The sequence below is a fragment of the Marinobacter alexandrii genome (genome assembly GCF_005871205.1).
In the GTDB taxonomy this organism is placed as follows: domain Bacteria; phylum Pseudomonadota; class Gammaproteobacteria; order Pseudomonadales; family Oleiphilaceae; genus Marinobacter; species Marinobacter alexandrii.
Map to the genome: position 1 here is coordinate 255,528 of NZ_SWKM01000013.1, position 16,301 is coordinate 271,828.

General features: G+C 58.6%; 16 protein-coding genes. 4 read left to right on the forward strand and 12 right to left on the reverse strand.

Annotation, left to right across the window (positions count from 1 at the left end; all coding sequences use genetic code 11):
- A complete protein-coding gene (locus tag FCS96_RS12095; protein ID WP_138440632.1) occupies window positions 1–957 on the reverse strand; it encodes an adenosine deaminase in 957 nt (318 codons plus the stop codon).
- 181 nt (window positions 958–1,138) lie between these two features.
- Between FCS96_RS12095 and FCS96_RS12100 the strand changes: the two genes are divergently transcribed.
- From FCS96_RS12100 to FCS96_RS12115, 4 genes are all read left to right on the forward strand, one after another.
- Window positions 1,139–1,738 (forward strand): TetR/AcrR family transcriptional regulator, encoded by a 600-nt coding sequence (locus tag FCS96_RS12100; protein WP_138440633.1) that lies wholly within the window; start codon window positions 1,139–1,141, stop codon window positions 1,736–1,738.
- Window positions 1,739–1,758: 20 nt separating this feature from the next.
- Window positions 1,759–3,384: a phytoene desaturase family protein gene (locus tag FCS96_RS12105; RefSeq protein ID WP_138440634.1), complete on the forward strand. Its 1,626-nt coding sequence runs from the start codon at window positions 1,759–1,761 to the stop codon at window positions 3,382–3,384.
- 181 nt (window positions 3,385–3,565) lie between these two features.
- Complete coding sequence (locus FCS96_RS12110; protein WP_138440635.1) at window positions 3,566–4,015, forward strand: pseudoazurin; 450 nt, start codon at window positions 3,566–3,568, stop codon at window positions 4,013–4,015.
- Window positions 4,016–4,153: 138 nt separating this feature from the next.
- Window positions 4,154–4,900, forward strand: a complete 747-nt coding sequence (locus FCS96_RS12115; RefSeq protein ID WP_138440636.1) for a 4'-phosphopantetheinyl transferase family protein — start codon at window positions 4,154–4,156, stop codon at window positions 4,898–4,900.
- Here FCS96_RS12115 and FCS96_RS12120 read toward each other — a convergent pair.
- From FCS96_RS12120 to FCS96_RS12170, 11 genes are all read right to left on the reverse strand, one after another.
- Window positions 4,881–5,876 (reverse strand): branched-chain amino acid ABC transporter permease, encoded by a 996-nt coding sequence (locus tag FCS96_RS12120; RefSeq protein ID WP_138440637.1) that lies wholly within the window; start codon window positions 5,874–5,876, stop codon window positions 4,881–4,883. The two genes, FCS96_RS12115 and FCS96_RS12120, sit on opposite strands and share 20 nt — an antisense overlap.
- A 2-nt stretch (window positions 5,877–5,878) precedes the next feature.
- Window positions 5,879–6,766: a branched-chain amino acid ABC transporter permease gene (locus FCS96_RS12125; protein ID WP_138440638.1), complete on the reverse strand. Its 888-nt coding sequence runs from the start codon at window positions 6,764–6,766 to the stop codon at window positions 5,879–5,881.
- A 104-nt stretch (window positions 6,767–6,870) separates the two neighbouring features.
- Window positions 6,871–8,082 carry an ABC transporter substrate-binding protein gene (locus FCS96_RS12130; RefSeq protein WP_138440639.1) on the reverse strand — a complete coding sequence of 404 codons (1,212 nt, stop codon included), beginning with the start codon at window positions 8,080–8,082 and terminating at the stop codon, window positions 6,871–6,873.
- Window positions 8,083–8,161: 79 nt separating this feature from the next.
- Window positions 8,162–8,884: an ABC transporter ATP-binding protein gene (locus FCS96_RS12135; RefSeq protein ID WP_138440640.1), complete on the reverse strand. Its 723-nt coding sequence runs from the start codon at window positions 8,882–8,884 to the stop codon at window positions 8,162–8,164.
- Complete coding sequence (locus tag FCS96_RS12140; RefSeq protein WP_138440641.1) at window positions 8,881–9,684, reverse strand: ABC transporter ATP-binding protein; 804 nt, start codon at window positions 9,682–9,684, stop codon at window positions 8,881–8,883. The genes FCS96_RS12135 and FCS96_RS12140 overlap by 4 nt, the downstream gene beginning before the upstream one ends.
- A gap of 71 nt (window positions 9,685–9,755) precedes the next feature.
- Window positions 9,756–10,565 carry an alpha/beta fold hydrolase gene (locus FCS96_RS12145; protein WP_138440642.1) on the reverse strand — a complete coding sequence of 270 codons (810 nt, stop codon included), beginning with the start codon at window positions 10,563–10,565 and terminating at the stop codon, window positions 9,756–9,758.
- Between the two features lie 4 nt (window positions 10,566–10,569).
- Complete coding sequence (locus tag FCS96_RS12150) at window positions 10,570–10,986, reverse strand: PaaI family thioesterase (RefSeq protein ID WP_138440643.1); 417 nt, start codon at window positions 10,984–10,986, stop codon at window positions 10,570–10,572.
- Entirely contained in the window at window positions 10,983–12,632 is a 1,650-nt protein-coding gene (locus tag FCS96_RS12155; protein WP_138440644.1) for an AMP-binding protein, read from the reverse strand. The genes FCS96_RS12150 and FCS96_RS12155 overlap by 4 nt, the downstream gene beginning before the upstream one ends.
- Window positions 12,633–12,781: 149 nt before the next feature.
- Entirely contained in the window at window positions 12,782–13,843 is a 1,062-nt protein-coding gene (locus tag FCS96_RS12160) for a proline racemase family protein (protein ID WP_138440645.1), read from the reverse strand.
- Entirely contained in the window at window positions 13,843–14,985 is a 1,143-nt protein-coding gene (locus FCS96_RS12165) for a zinc-binding dehydrogenase (protein ID WP_138440646.1), read from the reverse strand. Before FCS96_RS12165 ends, FCS96_RS12160 begins: the two co-directional genes overlap by 1 nt.
- 99 nt (window positions 14,986–15,084) lie before the next feature.
- A complete protein-coding gene (locus FCS96_RS12170) occupies window positions 15,085–16,173 on the reverse strand; it encodes an AI-2E family transporter (RefSeq protein WP_138440971.1) in 1,089 nt (362 codons plus the stop codon).
- Between the last annotated feature and the right edge of the window lie 128 nt (window positions 16,174–16,301).

Sequence of the window (16,301 nt, forward strand, 5' to 3'; positions counted from 1 at the left end):
CTAAGAGGTAGAAACCAACGCCGCCTCAAAGCCATTACCGGCAAGCCGCTGTGCCTGGTCATCAGTCATCCCCAGTTCTGCTCTCAGTGCCTCAAAGTTCTCGGTCATATAGCCCCCGAAGTAAGCCGGGTCATCCGAATTAACCGTGACTTTCAGGCCGTCTTCCAGTAAATCCAGAATCGGGTGCTGTTTCAGGCTGTCATACACCTTCAGACGAATATTGGACAGCGGGCAGACGGTGAGCGGAATCTGATCCCGGCGCAGGCGTTCTATCAGCGCGGGATCTTCCGTTGCCCGTACCCCATGATCCACTCGCACCACACCGAGGTCGTCCAGCGCCTCCCAGATATACTCGGGCGGCCCCTCTTCGCCGGCATGGGCCACCGGAAACAACCCCATACCGCGAGCTCGTGCGAAGACCTGTATGAACTTGGAAGGCGGATGCCCCTTTTCACTGCTGTCGAGCCCTACCCCAATAAAATGATCACGAAATGGCAGCGCCGCATCCAGGGTGTGCTGCGCGTCGTCTTCGCTGAGATGCCGTAAAAAGCATAGAATCAGTCCGTAGCTCAGCCCCCACTCGGCTTTTGCTTCTCTCAGGGCACGGGTGATGCCGCCAATTACCGTAGCCATTTCGACGCCCCGGTCGGTATGGGTCTGGGGATCAAAGAATGGCTCGACATGGGTCACATTCTGGGCCCGGCAGCGGTCCAGATAGGCTCGGGTCAGGTCGTAGAAATCTTCTTCCTGCAGGAGCACCTGGGCACCCCGGTAATACAGATTGAGGAAGTCCTGCAGGTTGTTGAAATCGTACGCGGCGCGGAGGCTTTCAACGCTGTCATAGGGCAGCGCAATTCCGTTGCGCTTTGCCAACCTGAACATCAGGTCTGGCTCCAGACTGCCTTCAAGGTGAATATGCAGCTCTGACTTTTCGAGCGCGTTCAGGTCGAGGGCCATGTCATCTTCACTCCTGTAAGGGGCTTCGCTTAGTTAATTACGCTACCACAATACTCATAGCTCTCTGCACCGCTAACACCCCGTATTTAAATCCAACAAAATTCATTGACACCCGATTAGCGGCTGTGATGTTATCACCGCTAACAATGTTACATCCGTTAACTTGACCTGCGGACCACTCATGACCCGAACCGCTTCCTATCACCACGGTGATCTCCGCCAAGAGGCCAGCCTGCTGGCACTAGAGACGCTCCGTGAGCAAGGCGACACCGCCATCAGCTTGCGCGCGCTCGCCAAACAGCTTGGTGTCAGCGCACCCGCCCTGTACCGACATTTCTCGGATCGGGAAAGCCTGCTGGCCGAGCTTGCCGTCACCGGCTTTGATGAGCTCCGGACCCGCCTGTTGGCGGTGGATCAGCAGGTGCCGCGCCGGGCGCTGATCGATATTGGCCTGGTCTATGTGGCGTTCGCCCAGGACGAGCCCAACCTTTACCGACTGATGTTCGGTGGCCGGGTGTTGCCGAAGGAGGCCCACCCTCACCTGGATAACGCCGGCCATGGTGCATTCCACGTTTTACAAGACACCATCGACCGGGCCCAACAGGCCGGTTACCTGAAACCCATGCCCCTGGCCCTGATGACCGCAGCGGCCTGGTCGCTGGTACACGGCCTGGCGCAATTGACCATCGATGGCCACCTGCCGGCGGCCAACGCGGAACCCATGCTGGCCGAGGGCGTTCTCAGCCTGCTGCTGGATGGTTCCCGCTCTGACCTGACATAACAACACGAGGAAAACCTCACATGAGCAGCCCCAAACCCAGCACCATCCGCGTCGGCAATCGCTATCGCGCCAAGCGCCTGAATGGCCCCTACGATGCCATTGTCATCGGCTCCGGCATTGGCGGTCTCACCACCGCCGCCTGCATGAGCAAGCTGGGCAAGAAAGTGGTGGTGTTCGAGCAGCACTATACTGCCGGCGGTTTCACCCACAGCTACGACCGCAACGGCTACGAATGGGACGTGGGGGTGCACTATATTGGCGACATGGGCGCCGACCACACCCTGAGCAAGCGCCTGTTCGACCACATTACCGACGGTGAACTGAAATGGGCGCCGCTGGATGACCGTTACGACCGCATTTTCCTGGGTGACCGGCATGTGGACCTGGTTGCCGGCCCAAAAGCGTTCAAAGACGAACTGAAGCAGGCCTTCCCCGGCGAAGAAAACGCCATCGATACCTACCTGAAATATCTGCGTCAGGTTGCCAAAGCCATGCCCGGCCTGGTGGTTGGCAAGGTACTGCCCGACCTGGCCGCCGGCCCACTGCGCAAGATCGTTGGCCGCGCCGCGCCCGACTTCCTGAACAAACCAACCCGCGAAGTTCTGGAGAGCCTGACCAGCAACCAGGAACTGATTGCGGTGCTGGCCGGCCAGTGGGGTGATAACGGCCTGCCACCGGCGGAATCCAGCTTCATCATCCACGCGCTGATTGCCCGGCATTACCTGTACGGCGGCTACTACCCCATCGGCGGCGCCTCCGAGATGGCCAAGACCATCATTCCGGTTGTGCAGCAAAGTGGCGGCGAAGTATTCACCTACGCCGATGTAAAGCAGATCCTGATCGAGAAAGGCAAAGCCGTGGGCGTGCGCATGGCCGATGGTGAGGAGGTGCGGGCGCCCCTGGTGATCAGCAACGCCGGTGTGTTCAACACCTTTGGCACCCTGCTGCCGGACACAGCGCCAGAGAAAGACTTCTACCAGCAGAAGCTGCAAACCGTAGAGCGCTCCATGGCCAGCAACTGCCTGTACATCGGCCTGCAGGACACCGCCGAAAACCTGGGGCTGCCAAAGACCAACTACTGGATCTACCCGGGTCCGAACTATGAAAAGAACCTTGAGGAGTTCATAGCGGCGCCGGACAAAACCGACATCCCGCTGACCTACATTTCGTTCCCGTCCGCCAAGGACCCGAGCTTTGCTGATCGTTACCCGGGCCGCGCCACCATAGAGATTGTCGCCCCCGGCCCCCACGAGTGGTACGCGGAGTGGGCTGACAAAACCTGGGGCAAACGGGGTGAAGAGTACGAGGCGGAGAAAGAAGCCTACGCTCAGCGCTTGCTGGCCAAGCTGTACGAGAAATTTCCGCACCTGGAAGGTAAGGTGGATTATTACGAGCTGTCCACGCCGCTATCCACCGATTACTTCTGCCGCTACAGCAAAGGTGAGATCTATGGCCTGAACCACACCCCGGATCGCTTCGAGCAGGACTGGCTCAAACCCAAGACCCGAATCCCGGGCCTGTACCTCACCGGCCAGGACGTGATGACCTGCGGCGTGGTGGGCGCCATGATCGGCGGCCTGCTGACGACCATTGCCGTCAGCGGCCTGAAAAGCCTACCCCTGGCCAAGAAGATGTTCGTGGGTTAGCGGGTACTTTCAGTGTCGGCCCACACGGTTTAGATACATTACAGCAGACCGGTTCCAATGGGGCCGGGACTGCCTTTTCCCATAGGCACATCCCCTTAATCCAATTCCAATCCTCGTACGAATTCTTTCCGTACAATTCCGTGTTTGAAAGAAGCAATCAACCTTAAAGACGGGGTGTACTATGCGATTGAAGCTCAAACAGACACTGGCTGCACTGGCAATTACCGCCTTCTCCAGCGGCGCGTTCGCGGCAGAGCACATTGTCGAGATGAAGAACGCAGGCGCTGATGGCGCAATGGTGTTCGAGCCAGGCTTCGTGAAAGCCGAGCCGGGTGACACCGTAAAATTTGTATTGGTCGGTCAGGCCCACAACTCCGCGACCGTAGCAACGCCGGAAGGCGCCAGCGGCTGGCAGGGTGGTATCAATGAAGAAATCACCGTGACCCTGGATGAGGAAGGTGTGTACGTGTACAAGTGCACTCCGCACGCGGCCCTGAACATGGCTGGTGTCATTCAGGTGGGCGAAGCCACCAATTACGACAGCGCCAAGGCTGCCGTGGCTGAGCTGACAGCCGGCGCGGCCACCAACAAAGATCGTCTTGAGAAGTACTTCGCGAACGTCGAACAGTAATGGCAATGCTCACGAAGGAAGGCCGCACCTCCGGGTGCGGCTTTTTTTGGGATAAGCTATGCTGATGGCATTACCCGAACGGCGATAACACCCTAACCCTTAGACCCTAGACCGCATCAACACCCGAGCCTTATCTGGATGTCCTTCAAAGCCACCTTACCTGCCTTTTGCACCGAACGGGACGACAGCCTGCCTTGGCCCCGCCCGCTGCCAGACCTCCCGCTGGTCGCCGTGGACTTCGATTCAGGCGGACTTCAGGATCAGGACTTTGAACATTGCGGCGTTGAGATGCCCTCCAACCTTCACCGTGCGGTCGCCAAGCGCAAAGCCGAATACCTGGCCGGGCGCTTGTGTGCGCGTGAAGCATTACGGAAGGTCATCGGGGTGGATGCTGTGCCGGGCACAGGCGAGGATCGTGCGCCTCAATGGCCGGCGGGTAGTGTGGGATCAATCACTCACAGTCGTGGCAAGGCGGCGGCGATTGTGGGGGCGGCCCCCCACTACGCCAGCGTGGGGCTGGACATGGAACAGTTGATGCCCGATGAGCGGGCCCTGAAGCTGACCGGTCAGGTGCTGACCAAGGCCGAACAGGACCGCTTCGGGGCAGCCCTGGCTGATACGCCAGGGGAATTCCTTACGCTTGCGTTTTCTTTGAAAGAAACACTGTTCAAGGCGCTTTATCCGCTTACTCTCAAGCGTTTCTACTTCGAACATGCGGAGTTGCTTGGGTGGCAGGCCGATGGTACCGCGCGCCTGCGTCTGCTCACCGACCTGTCAGAACAATGGTGCTGTGACCGGGAACTGGACGCCCAGTTCGTAAACCGGAACGGCCAGATCCTCAGCCTTATCGCAATCTCGAACGAGACTAGCCCAGGTTCTTTTTAAAGAACTTCTGGAGCTCACCCACAATACCGCTGCGGAACGCCAGCACCACCAGAATGAAGATGCCGCCGAGGATCGGATCCACCCAGTCGCGCAGCGCGCCCTGCGACAGGTGATACTCCACGTTCACCACAAAGGTGGCACCCACTACCGGGCCAAGCAAGGTGCCCATACCGCCGACCAGGGTCATCAGAATGACCTCGCCCGACATGTGCCAATGGGCATCATTCAGTGAGGCCAGTTGGAACACCACCGACTTCATCGAGCCAGCCAGCCCCGCCAGAGCAGCGGAAATCACGAACGCCAGTACCTTGTAGCGGTTCACGTTGTAGCCCAGTGAAACGGCCCGGGGCTCGTTCTGCTTGATGGACTTGAGTACCTGTCCGTAGGGGCTGGAGACAATACGCTGAACCAGCAGGTAGCACCCCAGGAACACCGCCAGCACGAAGTAGTACATGTTGAAGTTGTTATTGAGATCGATCACCCCCAGCAGGTGGCCCCGGGGTATGCCGTGCATGCCGTCCTCACCGCCAGTGAATTCCGACTGCACGAAGAAGAAAAACACCAACTGTGCCAGCGCCAGGGTCACCATGGCGAAGTAGATGCCCTGCCGGCGAATCGACAGCAGCGCAAAGGCCAGGCCCAGCAAGGTTGCGACGGCGGTACCCGCCAGGATGCCCATTTCCGTGGTTAAACCCGAGAAGTTCGTGAGCAGGTAACCGGTGGTGTAGCCACCCGTTGCCAGGAACGCGGCATGACCGAATGACAACAGGCCGGTAAAACCGAACAGCAGGTTAAAGGCCACCGCGAACAGTGCAAAACACAGGATCTTCATCAGGAAGACCGGGTACAGCACGAACGGTGCTGCCACCAGAAGCAGGACCAGCACCACATTAAGTACCATTTTCTTGCGGGCATCGGCCTTCTGCTGTTCCAGGATGGCTTGATGAATCGCCGTCGAATCGAATGACTGGCTCATGATTACGCCTCCTTACCAAACAGACCCGCAGGCCGGAACATCAGAACCACCACCATGACCAGGAAGATCACTGCGGACGAGGCAGGCGGATAGAAAGTTTTGGTGAGGCCTTCAACGACACCCATCAGGATGCCGGTGATAATCGCGCCACCAATGGACCCCATGCCGCCAATCACCACCACGGCGAATACGGTGATGAGAATGTGAGAGCCCATTACGGGGGTCACCGAGTAAATAGGTGCTGCCAGAACACCCGCGAACGCCGCCAGCGCTACGCCAAAGCCGTAAGTCAGGCTGACGAGCAGCGGCACGTTGATACCGAAGCCCTGCATCAGTTGGGCATCTTCAGTACCGGCGCGCAGGTAGGCACCAAGCTTGGTTTTCTCGATCATGAACCAGGTACCAAAGCACACCACCAGGGCAATGCCGATAACCCAGGCCCGATAGTAAGGCAGGAACATAAACCCGAGGTTGATCCCGCCCTTGAACAGATCCGGCATGGAGTAACGCAGGCCGGACACGCCATAAATATTGGTCAGCACACCCTGCATCAACAGGGCAATACCGAAGGTCAGCAACAGGCTGTAGATATGGTCCTGGCCGGCAATACGCCGAAGCAGGAAGTACTCGATCAATACCCCGACCACGCCTACCAGCAGCGGCGCCATGAACAGGGCGACCCAGTAGTTGACACCCATCACGTCGAACATAATGACGGTGACCATTGCACCGAGCATGTACATTGCCCCGTGGGCAAAGTTGATGATCTTGAGCAGACCGAATATGACGGCAAGCCCGAGACTCAACAGTGCGTAAAACGCACCGTTAATGACCCCGATCAGAAGCTGACCAGACAGCACAGCAAGGGGGACACCGAAAATCATGGACATGTTGCTAACTCCAGAAGCTGCGCAGACGGAGGCACCAGGGCCACCGCTGCGGATTCCGGGGACGCTCCGGCTCAATTCGCCGGAGGGTCCCCTGGGTTACGCTCTTACTTATTAACCAGAGGGCACTTGCTCTCAGAGAGCGGACGGTAAGCTTCTTCAGCCGGAATGGTGCGCAGGATCTTGTACAGGTCCCACTCGTTCTTGGACTCGGCCGGAGTTTTTACTTCCGCCAGGTACATGTCGTGTACCATGCGGCCGTCTTCACGGATCACACCGTTCTTGGTGAACATGTCGTTGATCGGCGTATCCATCATCTGCTTGCGAACCGTTTGGGCATCGTCAGAGCCAGTGGCTTCGACGGCCTTCAGGTACTGCATGGTGCTGGAGTACACACCGGCGTGAATCATGGTCGGACGTGCACCGGTTTCTTCCATGAAGCGATCAGACCAGGCACGGGTCTCGTCGTTCATGTCCCAGTACCAACCGGTGGTCAGTTGGATACCCTGGGCGGCTTCAACACCCAGTGCTTTCACGTCGTTCAGGAACAGCAGCAACGCGGCGAGAGTCTGGCCGGACTGGGTCAGGCCGAATTCACTGGCGGTGTTGATGGCGTTGGTGGTGTCGGCGCCAGCGTTAGCCAGGGCAACAACGTCTGCACCGGAGGCCTGGGCCTGCAGAATGAACGATGAGAAATCAGGTGTCGGGAACGGGTGACGCAGGGTTCCGATGATCTCACCACCGTTGGCTTCGACCACGCGAGTAACGTCGCCTTCCAGGGCATGGCCGAAGGCGTAATCGGCCGTCAGTACATACCAGGTTTTACCGCCCTCTTTCACCACGGCACTGGCGGTACCGTTAGCCAGCGGGTAGGTGTCGTACACATAGTGAATGTGGTTCGGGGTGCAGTGTTCGTTGGTGATGCTGGAGGCCGCAGAACCGGAAACGATACCCAGGCGGTCGTTCTCTTCCAGAATGTCACTGACCGCGATGGACACGGATGAAGCTACCAGACCGGCAACTAGGTCCACGTCTTCGTTCTCGACCCAGCGACGCACGGTGCTGGAGGCGACGTCGGCACTGTTGCGGTCGTCGGCGCTCACCACCTCAATCTTGGCGCCATTCACTTCGCCACCGAAATCGGCGATGGCCATTTCCATGGCTTTGAGGCCGTTCGGGCCAGCCAGGTCACGGTAAGTACCAGACATATCTGCCAGGTAGGCGATCTTCACGGTATCGTTGGAAATTGCAGCCTGGGCACCAGTGGCCATCATGGCTGAGGCAACGGCTGAGGTCAGAAGCTTTTTCATCATTGTCATTGTTGTTTCTCCGCTACTGTATTGCGTTGGTTCGGGTTTATTGTTGCTTTTCTTGCGGTCGTTCTTTCCTATTCCGAGGTCAGACCCCCAGATAGCTGTCCAGCACCGACTGTTTGGCACTCAGTTCATTGGCACTGATTTCTTCCACAATCTGCCCGTGCTCAACGACGTAATGCCGGTCAGCCAGAGGCGCTGCGAAGTGGAAATTCTGCTCCACGAGTACAATCGTCAGGCCCTTCTCCTTGAGCTTGGTAAGGACATGGCCGAGTTTCTCGACGATTACCGGAGCCAGGCCCTCGGTAATCTCATCCAGCAACAGCATGTTGGCGCCGGTGCGCAGGATGCGGGCCAGGGCCAGCATCTGCTGTTCACCACCGGACAGCTTGGTGCCCTGGCTGAAGCGACGCTCGTGCAGGTTGGGGAACATGGTGTAGATCTCTTCCAGGCTCATACCACCACTGCGCACCACGGGCGGCAGGGTGAGGTTTTCCTGGACACTGAGGGCCGAAAAAATGCCCCGATGTTCGGGGCAGTATCCGACACCCAATCGGGCAATATGGTGCGGGGCGCAAGACATCGTCTCCTCCCCGTTGATCATAATGGAACCGGTGCGGCGGCCCACCATGTTCATGATCGATTTGAGGGTGGTACTGCGGCCCGCGCCGTTACGGCCGAGCAGCGTTACCAGCTCACCCCGGTTCACCACCAGGTCAATGCCGTGGAGGATGTGGGATTCGCCGTAAAAAGCGTGCAGCCCGGAGACCCGCAACTGTTCGTATTCTTTCTGCTGGGCCTGGCTCATTCTGCCGCCTCCACTTCACTGGCTTCAGACGATGAGCCACGCTCACCACTGGAATCTGTGCCCATATACACTTCCCGAACCCGTGGGTCGGCCGATACTGTGTCGTAGTCGCCCTCGGTGAGCACCGCTCCCTGGGCCAGCACGGTAATCCGGTCACACAGTTTGCTGACCACACTCAGGTTGTGTTCCACCATCAGCACGGTCCGGCCCTTGGCCGCCTTGCGTACCAGCTCCACTACCCGGTCAACGTCTTCGGCGCCCATGCCCTGGGTCGGCTCATCCAGCAACAGCAGCTCTGGCTCCATCGCCAGTGTGGTGGCCAGCTCCAGCGCCCGCTTGCGGCCGTAGGCCAGCTCAACAGTGGTGGTGTTGGCGTATTCCTCCAAACCAACCTGCTCCAGCAGGTCCATGCAGCGCTCGTTCAGGCGGTTCAGGCTGGCTCCGGATTTCCAGAAGCTGTAGGAAGTGCCTTCAAAGCTCTGCAGTGCCACCCGAATGTTCTCCAGGGCGGTCATGTGCGGGAAAACCGCCGAGATCTGGAATGAACGCACCACGCCTTTGCGGGCAATAGCCGCAGATTTCAGGGACGTGATGTCGTTACCGTTGAACAGGATCTGGCCACGGGTGGGGATTAGAAACTTGGTGAGCAGATTGAATACGGTGGTCTTGCCGGCGCCATTCGGACCGATAAGGGCATGGATGTGGCCTTTCTGAATCTTCAGATTCACGTCGTCGACTGCAACAAAGCCTTTGAACTCTTTGACAAGGTTGCGGGTCTCCAGAACGTACTGTTCACTCATGAGCCAGTCTACCTTTGTTATTGTTGTACATTTGAACTAGTTTACAGAGTAAATTGACGTCTACGTAAACGTCAATGTCTATTTTCGCTTTTTACCGGTTCCATACCTAGCAAAAAGTCGCAGACCAACTCCAGAAGCTGGTCCGGTTTTTCCAGGTGCGGCGAGTGACCAGTGTCTGGCAAAAAGAGTGGCTGGGCAGACGCGCCAATGCCTGCGACGATATCGGCGACCTGTTCAGGTACCCCGTATTCATCGATCTCCCCTTGAATGATCATAGACGGACATTGGATGCCTGCCAGCCAATCACTGAAATCCAGCGACTCGTCAAACGCCTCATCCAGCCACACCGTATGCCAGGCCCGGAACAAATCGTCCGTTCTTGCACCGTGGTAACGCTGGAGTTTCTCGCGCAGATCGGTGGTCTGATAGCGATCCATCATCTCGGTGATGCCATCAACCGTTAGCTTGTCCGCGTAGGTGTGTGCCGCCATGGTAATCAGCGCATGGGCACGCTCGCCCAGTGCGCCGGCCGCAATCAGGGCGATGGAGCCACCGTCGCTGTGGCCGATCAGCACTACCTTGTCCAGGCCCAATTCATCCAGCAGGCGCGGCAATATCACCGCCCCTTCCCGCTCCTGATAATCGTAGGGCCGCGGCAATTCCTCATCGGAGGAGCTGCCGTAACCCAGGCGGTTATAGACCAGGGCGTCGTAGCCAGTGGCCTTGGCCAGGTGCTCGGGAAACCGGCGCCAGAGGGAAATACTACCCAGGGATTCGTGTAAAAAGACGAGCGTGGGCCCCTGCGATTGTTCGTGGCGGATGCGACGAACCTCTACAGTGGTACCCTCACCCACCGATACCATCGAGTCTCGGATCTGCATGGCCTTACCGTTCAGGCGGGATGGAATATGTCATGGTGGAATGAGCGACCGGCTCTTCCGCACCTTCGGAATAGACGAACACCTCGCCCACCCCCATGGTCCGGCCAACTTTCAGCATGGTCGCCCGGGCCCATATCGGTTTATGAGCAACGGGTTTGCGCAGAAAATTGATGTTGAGGTTGGTGGTGACCGCCAGCGGCACCAGGCCAATCTTGCTCAACAGGGCCGCGTAGAGGGTGACATCCGCCAACCCCATCATCGCCGGGCCGGAGACGGTGCCCCCGGGCCTCAGGTGCTCCTCATCCACGTCCAGCTTCATTTCCGCCCAGCCATCGCCGAGCTTCTGCAAGGTGCCAAAGGCGGCACCCTGCGGAAACTGTTCATCGAGAAAAACCTGTAGTTCCTCAAAGGTAATAATCATGCGCCCGGCTCGTCCTTAGCGCGATTGCGCAGCACGAAACGCTGGATCTTACCGCTGGGGGTCTTCGGCAGCTCGTCTACAAACTCGATCTCACGCGGGAAGGCATGGGTGGACAACCGGCGGCGCACCAGATCCTGAAGCTCGTCTTTCAGGGCCTGATCGTCGGCCGGTGCCTGATCGCTCTTCACGACCACGTAGGCCTTGATGATGGAGCCACGTTTCTCATCGGGCTTGCCCACCACACCGGATTCAGCCACGGCGGCGTGCTCCAGCAGGGTGCTTTCCACATCGGCGGGGCCCACCCGGTAACCGGCGGTGGTGATGATGTCGTCATCCCGGCCACTGAAGGAGAAGCAGCCGCCGCCATTGTTAATCACCATGTCGCCGGTGAGGTAGTAGCCCTTCACAAACGGGTCTTTCTCGCCCCAGGTGTAGCCGTCAAAGTGGAACAGTGGAGACGCCGCCACGTCCACAGCCAGCTGGCCGACTTCGCCCTCGCCCACTTCCTCGTTCTTCTCATTCAGGGCAACCACCCGGTGCCCCGGTGATGCAAAGCCCATGGAACCTTCCTTAACCGGGTGCTCCAGGCCATGGAAGTTGCAGCAGGTCATACCGGTTTCGGTCTGGCCATAGTGATCTTTCACCGGGCAGAAATGACGGCTCTTGATCCAGTTCACCACTTCAGGGTTCAGCGGCTCGCCGGCACTGCTGGCCACTCGCAGACCGAGATTCTCGCCTTCTGGCAGTACGTGGTCATTGGCCTTGAGCAAACGGTACGCCGTGGGTGCCGCTGCCAGGTTGGTGATCTTGTACTTGCGGATCATGTCGTAGGTGGATTCTGGAGTGAAACCACCCGGGTTGAAATGGGTCGCGTGGCCCATCAACAGCGGACCCACCACGGCGTAGTAAAGGCCGTAGGCCCAGCCGGGGTCCGCTACGTTCCAGAACACGTCGTCGTCGCGCAGATCAATGGCGTACTTCATGTACACATAGAACGCCAGCAGGGCCTTGGCAGGCACCGCCACGCCCTTGGACTTGCCCACAGTACCGGAGGTGAACATCTGCAGGAACGGGTCATCACCGGTGACCATCACCGGCTCGAAATCGCTGGACTGAGCCGCCAGGGTTTCTTCGAAATCAGGAATATCGGCGTCAATAGCCTGAGCGTTCACCCCCACCACCGGCGGGCACCCCTTCACATCCAACAGCTTCGGGAAGTTGTCAGGGTTGGTCACCACCAGCTTGGTGCTGGCGCGCTCGAAGCGGTATTCAATGGCACCGGAGCCAAAGGCGGTAAACAGGGGCTGGTACACCGCACCTGCGCGCAGGGCGCCGGCAATCACAATCAGCAGTTCAGGGGTACGCGGCAGCAGTGCGGCTACCCGGTCACCCTTGCCAATGCCCTGGGCCGTCAGATAGTTAGCGAAACGGGCAGAGGCTTCTTTCAGCTCGGCAAAGGTCAAAACGCCGTCGCCACCGTCCTCTTTCTCATAGTAAAGCGCGACTTTCTGGGGATCTTTCGCCCACTTATCGACAATCTCGTGGCAAACGTTCAGACCGCTGTTCAGGCGGCCGTCCAGAACCTCCGCTTCCAGTGCGGCAGGATCAAAATTGTTGTAGACGGCAGTGTATTCCGGGAGGCTCATTTCCAACTCCTGTTGTTGTTGTCGTTGAATCCAAGAGTTTCAGGTTTATCACAGGGTTCACTTTACGTAAAGGTAAACTTTAGACCAAAACGACCCAAAATCCAGTCATTTTATGAGCGTGTATTGGTGGGCAAATTCAGCGCCGAAGCTCAGGACTCCGGATCAATCGGATGGGAATGACGGCCAGAAAGAATGTGATGAAGGCTGGAGCAATCCACCATCGGGTCATCGCAGTTAACGACGATATCCGAATGGGCGATGACATAAGCCTTGCCGGTAATGTGGTTTTTCACGACATCCAGGTCGCCTTCTCGATCCACGCCACCGAACTGGCCAATAAAACCGGTCTCCCGCAGCGACACCGTTTCCAGCCGATCTCCGGGCTGGATACTACCCTCGTAGTTCATTAGAGCCAGCCGGGCCGAGGTGCCCGTACCGGTGGTACTGCGGCAAATCACGCCCGGATGCACGTAAGTGGCGGACCGGGACCGGTAATAGCCTTCAGCCACATGCTCCACCGGCCCCATGAAGTGCAGGAACGGCAAGGGCCCGACATCCCCCAGGGTGTAGTGGGAGAAGCCCCGCTCGGCCTGGATGGCCTCAACAATGGCATGGGCGGTTGCTGCCAAAGCCCGCTCCTCATCGAGGGTGAGATGGAAGCCCAGTTGCTGGGCATCCACCAGCGCATAGAAACCGCCGCTGTAGGCCACGCTGTAGGTCACCGTGCCCAGGGAAGGCACCTCAATGGTGGCCCGATAGGTATCAATGTAGCTGGGCAGGCCCTCACAGGTGATCGCTTCAACCACGCCATCCCGCACCAGGGCCTCAATCTGAACCAGGCCCGCCGGCGATTCCAACACGAAATGCTGGCGTCCTTCCTGCTTTTGCACAATGCCGGCTTCCAACACCGCCGTGGCAGTACAGATGGTGTTGGAGCCGGAGTAGATCGGGTAACCCATCACCTCCATGATGATGTAGCCGGCCGCCGCCCGGGGGTCGGTCGGCGGCACCAGCAGATCCACCGACATCTCCGGTATACCGTGGGGTTCTTCCAACAACAACCGGCGCAGGCCATCGGCGTCATCCCGCAGGTATTCCATCTGCGCCCGAACGGTATCGCCCGGCAATGGGTCAATACCGCCGGTTACAATCCGGCTTACATCGCCACCGGCGTGGGTATCCATTAACTGAATGGTCAATTCCGGTTTCATCACAGTGTCTCCAGGGACCAGGGTTGGCCGTGTTCGTCCCACTGGGCATCGGGTACGATCACGATCTTGCCGAGGTAGTTGCTGCCCCGGTTCACAAAGTAGTTTTCCGCGTGACGCAGATTCGAGAGCCGGAAAGCGCCGTGCAGCACCGGCTTAAGCTGCCCCCCACGAATCCAGGCCATCAACTGGTCTGCCTCCTCGCGGGTACCGTGGGACACCCCGAAAATCTGCACCTGGTACAGGTAAATCCGGGTCCAGAGAATTTCGCTGATATTGCCACCACTGGCACCGGCAATGCTCAGGCGCGGGTAGGTGGCGCGGGCGTTCATGTCGAAGATCATGGCATCGATGAACACGTCGGTCATCTCACCGCCCACCAGATCCATCACCGCATCGAAGGGCTTGCCACCGGTGGCGGCTTTCACACGCTCCACGAAGTTGCCCATGTCAGACCTGTCCAGCACCGCCTCTGCCCCCATCTCCAACAGCGCCTCGGCCTTATCCTGCTTACTCAGGGCGTAGGGAATGGCACCAATGATGCGGCACAGCTGAATCAGTGCGGTGCCCACGCCACCGCTGGCGCCGGTGACCAGCACGTGCTCGCCGGCCCGAATGCTGGCAGAGGTGACCATGTGGTAGGCGGTCTGGTAGGAACACATGCCCATAGACGCCAGCTCAGCATCGGACAATTCGGGGTTGGGAATGTGGTGAAACTGATCGGAAGGCAGCGCCACGTATTCGGCAAAACCGCCGTCGGCGCCGTGGCCGTAATAATCCGGCGTGAGATTGATGTCGCGGCGGTCATCGGCGTAGATGTTGAAATCCAGCAGGCCGCGCTCGCCGATGCGGCTTTCATCTACGCCCTCACCCACGGCCACCACCCGGCCGGCAATGTCCGCACCCTGAATGCGGGGGAACAACAAGGTGGGCTTACCACCCATCTGGAACGAGGTCATTTCCCCTTTCTTGGTGGGGTACAACCCTTCCCGCGCCTTGCGGTCGGTGTTGTTCTTGGCCGTGGCCGTCACCTGAACCAGCACCTCACCGGGTGCCGGTTGTGGCGTGGCCACCTCCTGATACTCAAGCTTATCAACACCGCCGTGACCGGTGAGCACCATAGCCTTCATGGTTGTGGGAATCATGGCCGGGGGATCCTCCCTGCTGACTGAATATAGTATTCAGATCAGCATAGGTTAGATCCCCCCGGGTGTCAGTGGGGGTTGCGGGTATCCGTAATGCACCTAGCGTGCGATGACCCTGTACACCGGCCGCAATTTGGGGATCTGCTTCAGCACCACCTGTATCACCGTCATCAGTGGCACCGCCAGCAACACGCCTACCGGCCCCCACAACCAGCCCCAGAAGAAGATCGAAACAAAGATCACCACCGGGTTGATGGCCATCCGGAAACCGTGCACCCAGGGCTCGATAAAAAAGCCCACCAGCGTGGTCAGCCCCAGGTATCCCAACGGCGCAAAGGCCATAAGCCAAACCGCATCCAGGCTGATGGCCGACACCACCGCCAGCAGCAAAATGGTCAAAATCACGCCAAGGTAAGGGATGAACCGTGCGAGGCCGGCAATCAGTCCCCACACCGCCGGGTCTGGCAAGCCAATGGCCCAGCACATCAACCCGGTTGCCACACCCACGGCAGTGTTACTCAAAGCCAGAACGCCCAGGTATTGGGCGATCTGGTGCTGGGAATCATGGGTGATGCGCAGCACCGTTTTACGCTGCACCCTCGGCAGTTGACGGACAAAATTCTTGATAATCCGGTCGCCGCCCACCAGTAGAAAATAGGTCAACGCCAGCGCTAATAACAGGCCGGCAACGCCGTCCCGGGCTTTGCTCATCAACTGGCTACGCCAAGAGTCGGTTTTCAGCACCACGGTGGTCGGCTTTGCCTTGCTGCTGTCCGACAGCTCCGCCATGGACTTCTCGACCTTCTCAGCCGATTCCGTCACCTTGCTGATCTGGCGCCGAATTTCACTCTGCCCCACCAGCAAGCGGGAGATGCCCTGAGGCGCTTCTTCCGCCCAGGTCAGTACCGGTGATGCCACCGCGTAGGTCACCCCTGCGATGCCGCCCAGCACCATCAGCACCAGTAACAACGCGCTCACCATGCGCGGCACCCGAAAGGCCACATACAGCTTCTTAACTATCGGCGACAGCAGAAGGCTGGTCAGAATCGCCAGAATGATGGGCAGAACAATCTGGTGCGCCACATACAGGGTGTACAGAATACCCAGCGTAAACAGACCATAGATGGGCGTGGATAACTCCGATGATATTAGCGGGCGAGACCTGGCATCCGCGTTGTTATGGTCCAAGTGGTCCGTGTGGTCAGAGTTGCCAGCAGAATTGGCGTGAGAGTTGTTGGCGTTGTTTTCGTCCACGATGAGCGAGTCGTCCTTGTGTTTAAACGGTCGAAAGGCTCTTACTTTACGCTTCCTGACAA

What these genes read in the sequence shown, in the direction of transcription:
- FCS96_RS12095 (WP_138440632.1), bottom strand. Translation starts at nt 957, where the DNA reads ATGGCCCTCGACCTGAACGCGCTCGAAAAGTCAGAGCTGCATATTCAC.
- FCS96_RS12100 (WP_138440633.1), top strand. Translation starts at nt 1,139, where the DNA reads ATGACCCGAACCGCTTCCTATCACCACGGTGATCTCCGCCAAGAGGCC.
- FCS96_RS12105 (WP_138440634.1), top strand. Translation starts at nt 1,759, where the DNA reads ATGAGCAGCCCCAAACCCAGCACCATCCGCGTCGGCAATCGCTATCGC.
- FCS96_RS12110 (WP_138440635.1), top strand. Translation starts at nt 3,566, where the DNA reads ATGCGATTGAAGCTCAAACAGACACTGGCTGCACTGGCAATTACCGCC.
- FCS96_RS12115 (WP_138440636.1), top strand. Translation starts at nt 4,154, where the DNA reads ATGTCCTTCAAAGCCACCTTACCTGCCTTTTGCACCGAACGGGACGAC.
- FCS96_RS12120 (WP_138440637.1), bottom strand. Translation starts at nt 5,876, where the DNA reads ATGAGCCAGTCATTCGATTCGACGGCGATTCATCAAGCCATCCTGGAA.
- FCS96_RS12125 (WP_138440638.1), bottom strand. Translation starts at nt 6,766, where the DNA reads ATGTCCATGATTTTCGGTGTCCCCCTTGCTGTGCTGTCTGGTCAGCTT.
- FCS96_RS12130 (WP_138440639.1), bottom strand. Translation starts at nt 8,082, where the DNA reads ATGACAATGATGAAAAAGCTTCTGACCTCAGCCGTTGCCTCAGCCATG.
- FCS96_RS12135 (WP_138440640.1), bottom strand. Translation starts at nt 8,884, where the DNA reads ATGAGCCAGGCCCAGCAGAAAGAATACGAACAGTTGCGGGTCTCCGGG.
- FCS96_RS12140 (WP_138440641.1), bottom strand. Translation starts at nt 9,684, where the DNA reads ATGAGTGAACAGTACGTTCTGGAGACCCGCAACCTTGTCAAAGAGTTC.
- FCS96_RS12145 (WP_138440642.1), bottom strand. Translation starts at nt 10,565, where the DNA reads ATGCAGATCCGAGACTCGATGGTATCGGTGGGTGAGGGTACCACTGTA.
- FCS96_RS12150 (WP_138440643.1), bottom strand. Translation starts at nt 10,986, where the DNA reads ATGATTATTACCTTTGAGGAACTACAGGTTTTTCTCGATGAACAGTTT.
- FCS96_RS12155 (WP_138440644.1), bottom strand. Translation starts at nt 12,632, where the DNA reads ATGAGCCTCCCGGAATACACTGCCGTCTACAACAATTTTGATCCTGCC.
- FCS96_RS12160 (WP_138440645.1), bottom strand. Translation starts at nt 13,843, where the DNA reads ATGAAACCGGAATTGACCATTCAGTTAATGGATACCCACGCCGGTGGC.
- FCS96_RS12165 (WP_138440646.1), bottom strand. Translation starts at nt 14,985, where the DNA reads ATGATTCCCACAACCATGAAGGCTATGGTGCTCACCGGTCACGGCGGT.